The organism is Streptomyces nanhaiensis (assembly GCF_046614825.1).
GTDB classification, from domain to species: domain Bacteria; phylum Actinomycetota; class Actinomycetes; order Streptomycetales; family Streptomycetaceae; genus Streptomyces; species Streptomyces radiopugnans.
Map to the genome: position 1 here is coordinate 1 of NZ_JBKJFM010000235.1, position 5,894 is coordinate 5,894.

Here is a 5,894-nt window from a genome sequence, read left to right on the forward strand (position 1 = left end):
CGCCGCGCGGGGCCCCCGGTGCGTGGGCCCGCGCGCTCACACCCCCGCCGGGCCCGCGGCGTCCCTGCCGCCCGGCGCCTCCAGGGCGTCCAGTGCCTTCGACAGCCGCTCCAGCGCGTCGCGCACCTCGGCGAAGGCCTCCTCGCCGCCCAGCGCCTCGCCCAGCCGCGCGGCGAACTCCGCGTGGCCCGGGATGATCCGGTCCACCGCCGCACGGCCCTCCTCGGTGGGGGCGAGCAGCTTGGCCCGGCGGTGCGCGGGGTTGGGCTCGTACACCGCCAGGCCGCGCTCGACCAGCAGGTCCGCCACGCGCTGCACGCTCTGCCGGGTGACGCCCATGGCCCGGGCTATGCCGGCCACCGGCAGCGGCTCGGGCAGCACCGCGCCGAGCACCTGCCACCAGGCGGCGGTCAGCCCGGCGGGCCGGGCCAGTCGCTCGGCGGCGGACAGGAACTGCCCGTTCAGCCGGAAGACGGCCAGCGCCGTGCCCGACAGCAGCTCGGGGGCGCTCACGCCGCCCCGCTCGCGCCCTCGTGGGCCGCCAGCACCTCGTAGGCGCTCGCGTCGGAGTGCCGGAACAGCCGGAACCAGGCGTCCAGCACCTCGGGCGGGTACGCCTCCAGCCGGGCCAGGATCTCGCGGGCGAACGCCACCGGCTCGGTGGGGCCGGCGGTGATCAGGTCCCCGTCGGTGCAGGCGTCGGTCTCGCGGTAGTGGCCGCCGCCCCGGTAGCCGGTGGCGGCCAGCACCCCGGCGGCGGCACCGGTGTGGGGGCGGTCGTCGAGCAGCCCCTCCTTCGCCAGCCCGGTCACGGCCCCGCAGATGGCCGCGACGGGGACCCCGGCGTCCAGGAAGGCGCGGGCCGCCGAGGCGAAGGGCGGGAGCACCTTCTCCCAGGCGTCCGCCCCCGGCAGGATCAGCAGCGCGCTGTCGCCGGGCCGCAGGTCGGCGACGGACAGGCCGGGCGACACCTGCATGCCGCCCATGCTGATCACGGGCTCGCCGCTCTCGCCGACGTACACCACACGGTGCCCGGCGCCGGTCAGGGCGGTGGTGGCGTAGGGGATCTCCCAGTCGGCGAAGGTGTCGTAGACGGCGACGTGCACGGTCTTGCGTTCCATGGCTCCTCCTCGGAGCTGATCGCCCGGTCGCTTATGACAACATGCTGTCAGTTCGACAGGATACTGTCAAATAATGGACGCTAGGCTGACCCCCTGGAAAAGGGGGTGCGGATGGCAGACTGCGCCGGCGCCCGGACGTCCGAAGCCGTGAGGAGGCGCCCGTGATCCAGCGCAGCACGCTGCGCGCGCAGATCGCGGACGCGCTGCGCGACGAGGTGCTCGCCGGGCGCCTCCCGGCCGGCCGGGGCTTCACGGTCAAGGAGATAGCCGAGCAGTACGGCGTCTCCGCCACCCCGGTGCGCGAGGCGCTCGTCGACCTGTCCGCGCAGGGCCTGCTGGACGTGGAGCAGCACCGGGGTTTCCGCGTCCACGTCTTCACGCCCGCCGACTACCGTGCCATGGTCCAGGCGCGCACCCTGGTCGCCGAGGGGGTCTTCCGCAGATCCGCGGGACCGGCCCCGCCCATCCCCGGCGACGAGCGGCTGGCCTCGGTGCGCCGCCGCGCCGAGGCCGCCGAGCGGGCCGCGCTCACCGGGGACCTGGACGTGCTCATCGGCTACGACCTGCGCTTCTGGCGGGAGCTGGGCGACCTGATGGGCAACCCCTACATAACCGAGTTCCTGGACCGGCTGCGCGTGCAGTGCTGGGTCTTCGCCGTGCCGCACCTGCGCGAGCGGCCCGGTCTGCGGGAGCTGCTGTGGACCGGCTACCGCGAGCTGGCCGACGCGGTCGGGCGCGGGGACGACGCGGCGGCCGGGCGCCTGGTCGCGGCCTGCGACGAGTGCTGCCTCGCCCTCGCCGAGAGGCTGGAGTGAACGACTACGCTGTTGCGCCCGGACCCCGTCCGCCCGTACCGCCCGCACCCCCGTCAGCCACCGCCTGCCGCATTGGAGCACCCGTTGGCCTGTGACCTCTGGCTGGTGCCGCTCGTCGACGTGCTGTGCCACAGCCCCGACAACCCCTTCGCCGAGGAACTCGCGTCGTACGACAGGGCGCTGAGCGCCGCCGGGCTGCCGCCGGTCCCCGTCCACGGCTACATGCCGGGGCTGTCGGGCGACGTGGCGCCGGTCGCCGGCTTCGACTACGACGCGCTGCACTTCCTGCGCCGCGCCCACCTCCTCCAGCTCTGCGGCCTGGAGGTCACTCCGGTCGACGCGCTCGGCGGCGAGTACGAGCAACTGCTGGAGATGTTCGCCCCGACTGCCCAGCAGTCGCACCTGGTGTGGCACTACGACCACGCCGGCGCGTACGTACCCCTCGACTTCGCCCACCCGCTCTCCGACGACGAACTCCTCGCCGGCGGCGGTCCGCTGGGCTCCAGCCACGGGCTGCTGCGCGAACTGGAGGCGGTCGCCCCGTACCTGGGCATCGACCCCGCCAACCCGCCCCCCGCGCCGGAACCCCCGGCCCGCCCCACGGAGCTGGAGGAGCCGGCGGCCGTGCCGGTGTACGACGGCGGGCCGTTCGCTCGGGAGCGCCACGTCTGGCTGGGACTGCACGCCGCGGCCACCCGGAGCCTGGCGCAGGGCTCCATGATCCTCTTCGGTTAGCGGTCCGGCGGCTCACGGCGGCCGCCGTGAGCCGCCGTCAGCGCGGCCCCTCCGGGGGCCGCTGCCGGGGCATGCTGGGCCGGACGCCCGGCGGCAGCGAGAAGCGGGACGGCTGCGCGGCGGCCTGCGCGGTGCGCGCGCTCCAGGCGGAGGAGGTCAGCGACTGTGTGTGCAGCGGCGCCGGACCGGAGCGGAACTCCACCATCCAGGCGGCGGTCTCGCCCCGCACCAGCTCGGTCACGTCCTCCGAGAAGCGCCGAAGCACCCCCAGGCACCGCTCGGCGGCCTCGCTCGCCGTGCCCTCGGTGGGCCCGAGCACCTCCCGCACGCTCTCCGAGGCCCAGTCGTACTGCAGTATCTCCAGCCGCCGCTGGACCGCCTGCGCCGTGCCGACGCTGCGCATCCAGCCCGAGGTCAGACCGAACCAGCGGTCGCATCCCGCGCACACGGCCGCCAGCAGCAGCGCCGGGAACGCCCACAGGGCCGCGCCCCGCACCCCGCCGGCCAGCTCCAGCAGCGGCAGGGCGCCCCCGGCCGCCAGCCCCGCGGCGGTCCCCGCCCGCAGCGCCCTGGCCCACCGGCGCCTGCGCACCCGGTCGGCCAGGTACCACTCCATGACGTGCAGCGCCCCGCTCTCCACCCACCGGTACAGCTCGTCCAGACGCTCGGCGGGCTCGCCCCAGTCCCCCAGCGGGAACGGCCGCCCGAGCAGGTCCCCGTGCTCGCCCCGCCCCGTGCCGCCGCCCGTGCCGCTGCCCGTTCCGGGGCGCATCTCCGGCTGACTCACCCGCCACTCCCAACAAAGCCCTCGCTCGGATCCACTCGCGGACGGACCTCCCTCGGACCGCTCGGTGCCCCTTCCTACCCCCAAAAGTGGGAGGTCTCTCGGCCTTCGCGGTATTTCCGCCCATACGTGCATCCCGATTGGGTATACAAGCCCCGCTTTCCTCACCCGATGGAGTGAGAAGCGCGTTTCGGCTGCCGTCCCGCGCCCCTGACCACGTACGACGTCCCACCGGCCGCGGCGGTCCCCGGCGGACTCCCGGCAGGCCCCCGCCGTCCGCCCCTCGGGCGGACCCGCCGGGGCCGCGGAGGGGGCGGATAGGGTGCAGGGCGTGAAGGTCCTCGTCATCGGCGGCGGCGCCCGCGAACACGCCCTGTGCCGCTCCCTGTCCCTCGATCCCGACGTCACCTCGCTGCACTGCGCGCCCGGCAACGCCGGAATCGCCCAGGTGGCGACCCTGCACTCCGTCGACGCGCTCGACGGTCCGGCCGTGGCCGCACTGGCCGCCGGCCTGGAGGCCGACCTCGTCGTGGTGGGGCCGGAGGCCCCGCTGGTGGCCGGGGTGGCCGACGCCGTGCGCGGACGCGGCATCGCGGTCTTCGGCCCGTCGGCCGAGGCCGCCCGGCTGGAGGGCTCCAAGGCGTTCGCCAAGGAGGTCATGGCCGCCGCCGGGGTCCCCACGGCCCGCTCCTACGTGTGCACCACCGACGAGGAGACCGACCGCGCGCTGGACGCCTTCGGGCCTCCGTACGTCGTCAAGGACGACGGGCTGGCGGCGGGCAAGGGCGTCGTCGTCACCCCCGACCTGGAGGCCGCGCGCGCCCACGCCCGCGGCTGCGAGCAGGTGGTGATCGAGGAGTACCTGGACGGCCCCGAGGTGTCCCTGTTCGCCGTGACCGACGGCGAGTGCGTCGTACCGCTGCGGCCCGCCCAGGACTTCAAGCGCGCCCACGACGGCGACGAGGGCCCCAACACCGGCGGCATGGGCGCCTACTCGCCGCTGCCCTGGGCCGACCCCAAGCTGGCCGACGAGGTGCTGGCCACCGTCCTGCAGCCCACCGTGGACGAGATGCGCCGCCGCGGCACCCCCTTCTCCGGACTGCTCTACGCGGGCCTGGCCATCACCTCGCGCGGGGTGCGCGTGGTGGAGTTCAACGCGCGCTTCGGCGACCCGGAGACCCAGGTCGTCCTGGCCCGTCTGAAGACCCCGCTGTCCGGTCTGCTGTACGCGGCGGCCACCGGGACCCTGGCGGAGTTCCCCCCGCTGCGCTGGAGCGAGGACGCGGCCGTCACCGTCGTCGTCGCCTCCGAGGGCTACCCGGCCTCCCCCCGCACGGGGGATGTGATCGAAGGGCTGGAGGAGGTCGCGCGGGAGGACGCCCCCACCGCGTACGTCCTCCACGCCGGCACCCGGCTGGACGAGGAGGGGCGCGTGGTCAGCGCGGGCGGCCGGGTCCTGTCCGTCACGGCCACCGGGGCCGGTCTCGCCGAGGCGCGCGAGCACGCCTACCGCGCGGTGTCCCGCATCCGGCTGGCCGGTTCGCACCACCGCGGCGACATCGCGGCCGCGGCGGCCGCCGGGGAGACCGCGGCGGAAGGAGAGGCCGCGACCGCCGGGGAGGCCTGAACCGGCACCCCGGCCGGACACCCCGGCGAGCGGGTTTCCGCACCCAGCTTTACCCAAAGCCATTCCATCGAGTGACCGCTTCCTCATCCGGCTGACGGCCCCGCGGGCGCCGACTAGGGTTCCCGCGGACGGCTCCGGCAAGTGGCCCACCGCACATTGCGATGTCGGTTGCCGGTGCCACAGTGGGGGAGTGACAGCAGGCGCGGGGGATCGGCAAGGGGGTGAGCGACTCGTGGCAGTACCGGAGACGGGCGCGCGTTCGGCGCGCGACCACGCGCTGGCGGTCCTGAGGGTGCGCGGCGCCGCGCTGGGCGCCGCGCTGCTGCCCGCCGCCGCGGCGGTCGTCCTGCTGGCCGGAGGGGCCACCGGCCACCTCCGCGGCGACGGCTGGGACGCACTGCGCTGGACGGCCGCGGCCGTCGCCGTGCCGGTGCTCGCCGCGGCCGCGGGCGTGGCCGCCGTGATCGCCCGGGCGCGCCCGGCGGTCAGCCCCACCGTGCAGATCGAGGAGTCGGCCGCCCCCGACCTGTACCGGCTGATACGCGACCTCGCCGACCGGCTGGACGTCCCCGCGCCCTCGGCGATAGCCCTGACACCGGACTGCGACAGCTGGCTGGAGGACCGGGCGCACACCACCCGCGGCCGCCGCCTGCCGCGCCCCGGCACGGCGCGCGGCGCGGGCGCCCCCGTGCTCGTCGTCGGCTCCCCCTTCCTGTGGTGGATGCGGGTCGCCGAGCTGCGTGCGCTCCTCGCCCCGATCGTGGCCGGGACGGGCCCGTCCGCGCACCCGGACATCGCCGCCGCGCGGCGCT

The 5,894-nt window shown here is 75.9% G+C and carries 6 protein-coding genes and 1 pseudogene; 4 read left to right on the forward strand and 3 right to left on the reverse strand.

What is annotated here, in order from left to right; all coding sequences use genetic code 11:
• Positions 1-36: 36 nt before the first annotated feature.
• Both ACLIYP_RS28775 and ACLIYP_RS28780 read right to left on the reverse strand, forming a co-directional pair.
• Entirely contained in the window at positions 37-513 is a 477-nt protein-coding gene (locus ACLIYP_RS28775; protein ID WP_412716025.1) for a MarR family winged helix-turn-helix transcriptional regulator, read from the reverse strand.
• A complete protein-coding gene (locus tag ACLIYP_RS28780; RefSeq protein WP_412716026.1) occupies positions 510-1,121 on the reverse strand; it encodes a DJ-1/PfpI family protein in 612 nt (203 codons plus the stop codon). Before ACLIYP_RS28780 ends, ACLIYP_RS28775 begins: the two co-directional genes overlap by 4 nt.
• A 161-nt stretch (positions 1,122-1,282) precedes the next feature.
• Between ACLIYP_RS28780 and ACLIYP_RS28785 the strand changes: the two genes are divergently transcribed.
• Entirely contained in the window at positions 1,283-1,936 is a 654-nt protein-coding gene (locus tag ACLIYP_RS28785; RefSeq protein WP_412716027.1) for a GntR family transcriptional regulator, read from the forward strand.
• A gap of 84 nt (positions 1,937-2,020) precedes the next feature.
• Positions 2,021-2,671 (forward strand): hypothetical protein, encoded by a 651-nt coding sequence (locus ACLIYP_RS28790; RefSeq protein WP_093663081.1) that lies wholly within the window; start codon positions 2,021-2,023, stop codon positions 2,669-2,671.
• Between the two features lie 37 nt (positions 2,672-2,708).
• Here the strand turns inward: ACLIYP_RS28790 and ACLIYP_RS28795 are convergent, their stop codons facing one another.
• Positions 2,709-3,458 (reverse strand): SLATT domain-containing protein, encoded by a 750-nt coding sequence (locus tag ACLIYP_RS28795; protein ID WP_412716028.1) that lies wholly within the window; start codon positions 3,456-3,458, stop codon positions 2,709-2,711.
• Positions 3,459-3,786: 328 nt separating this feature from the next.
• Between ACLIYP_RS28795 and purD the strand changes: the two genes are divergently transcribed.
• Both purD and ACLIYP_RS28805 read left to right on the forward strand, forming a co-directional pair.
• Positions 3,787-5,082, forward strand: a complete 1,296-nt coding sequence (gene purD / locus ACLIYP_RS28800) for a phosphoribosylamine--glycine ligase (RefSeq protein ID WP_412716029.1) — start codon at positions 3,787-3,789, stop codon at positions 5,080-5,082.
• A gap of 232 nt (positions 5,083-5,314) precedes the next feature.
• A pseudogene (locus ACLIYP_RS28805) lies at positions 5,315-5,894 on the forward strand (hypothetical protein); the annotation flags it as partial.

Excerpts from the sequence above, each read along its gene's own strand:
- ACLIYP_RS28780 (WP_412716026.1), bottom strand. The coding sequence starts at position 1,121 with ATGGAACGCAAGACCGTGCACGTCGCCGTCTACGACACCTTCGCCGAC.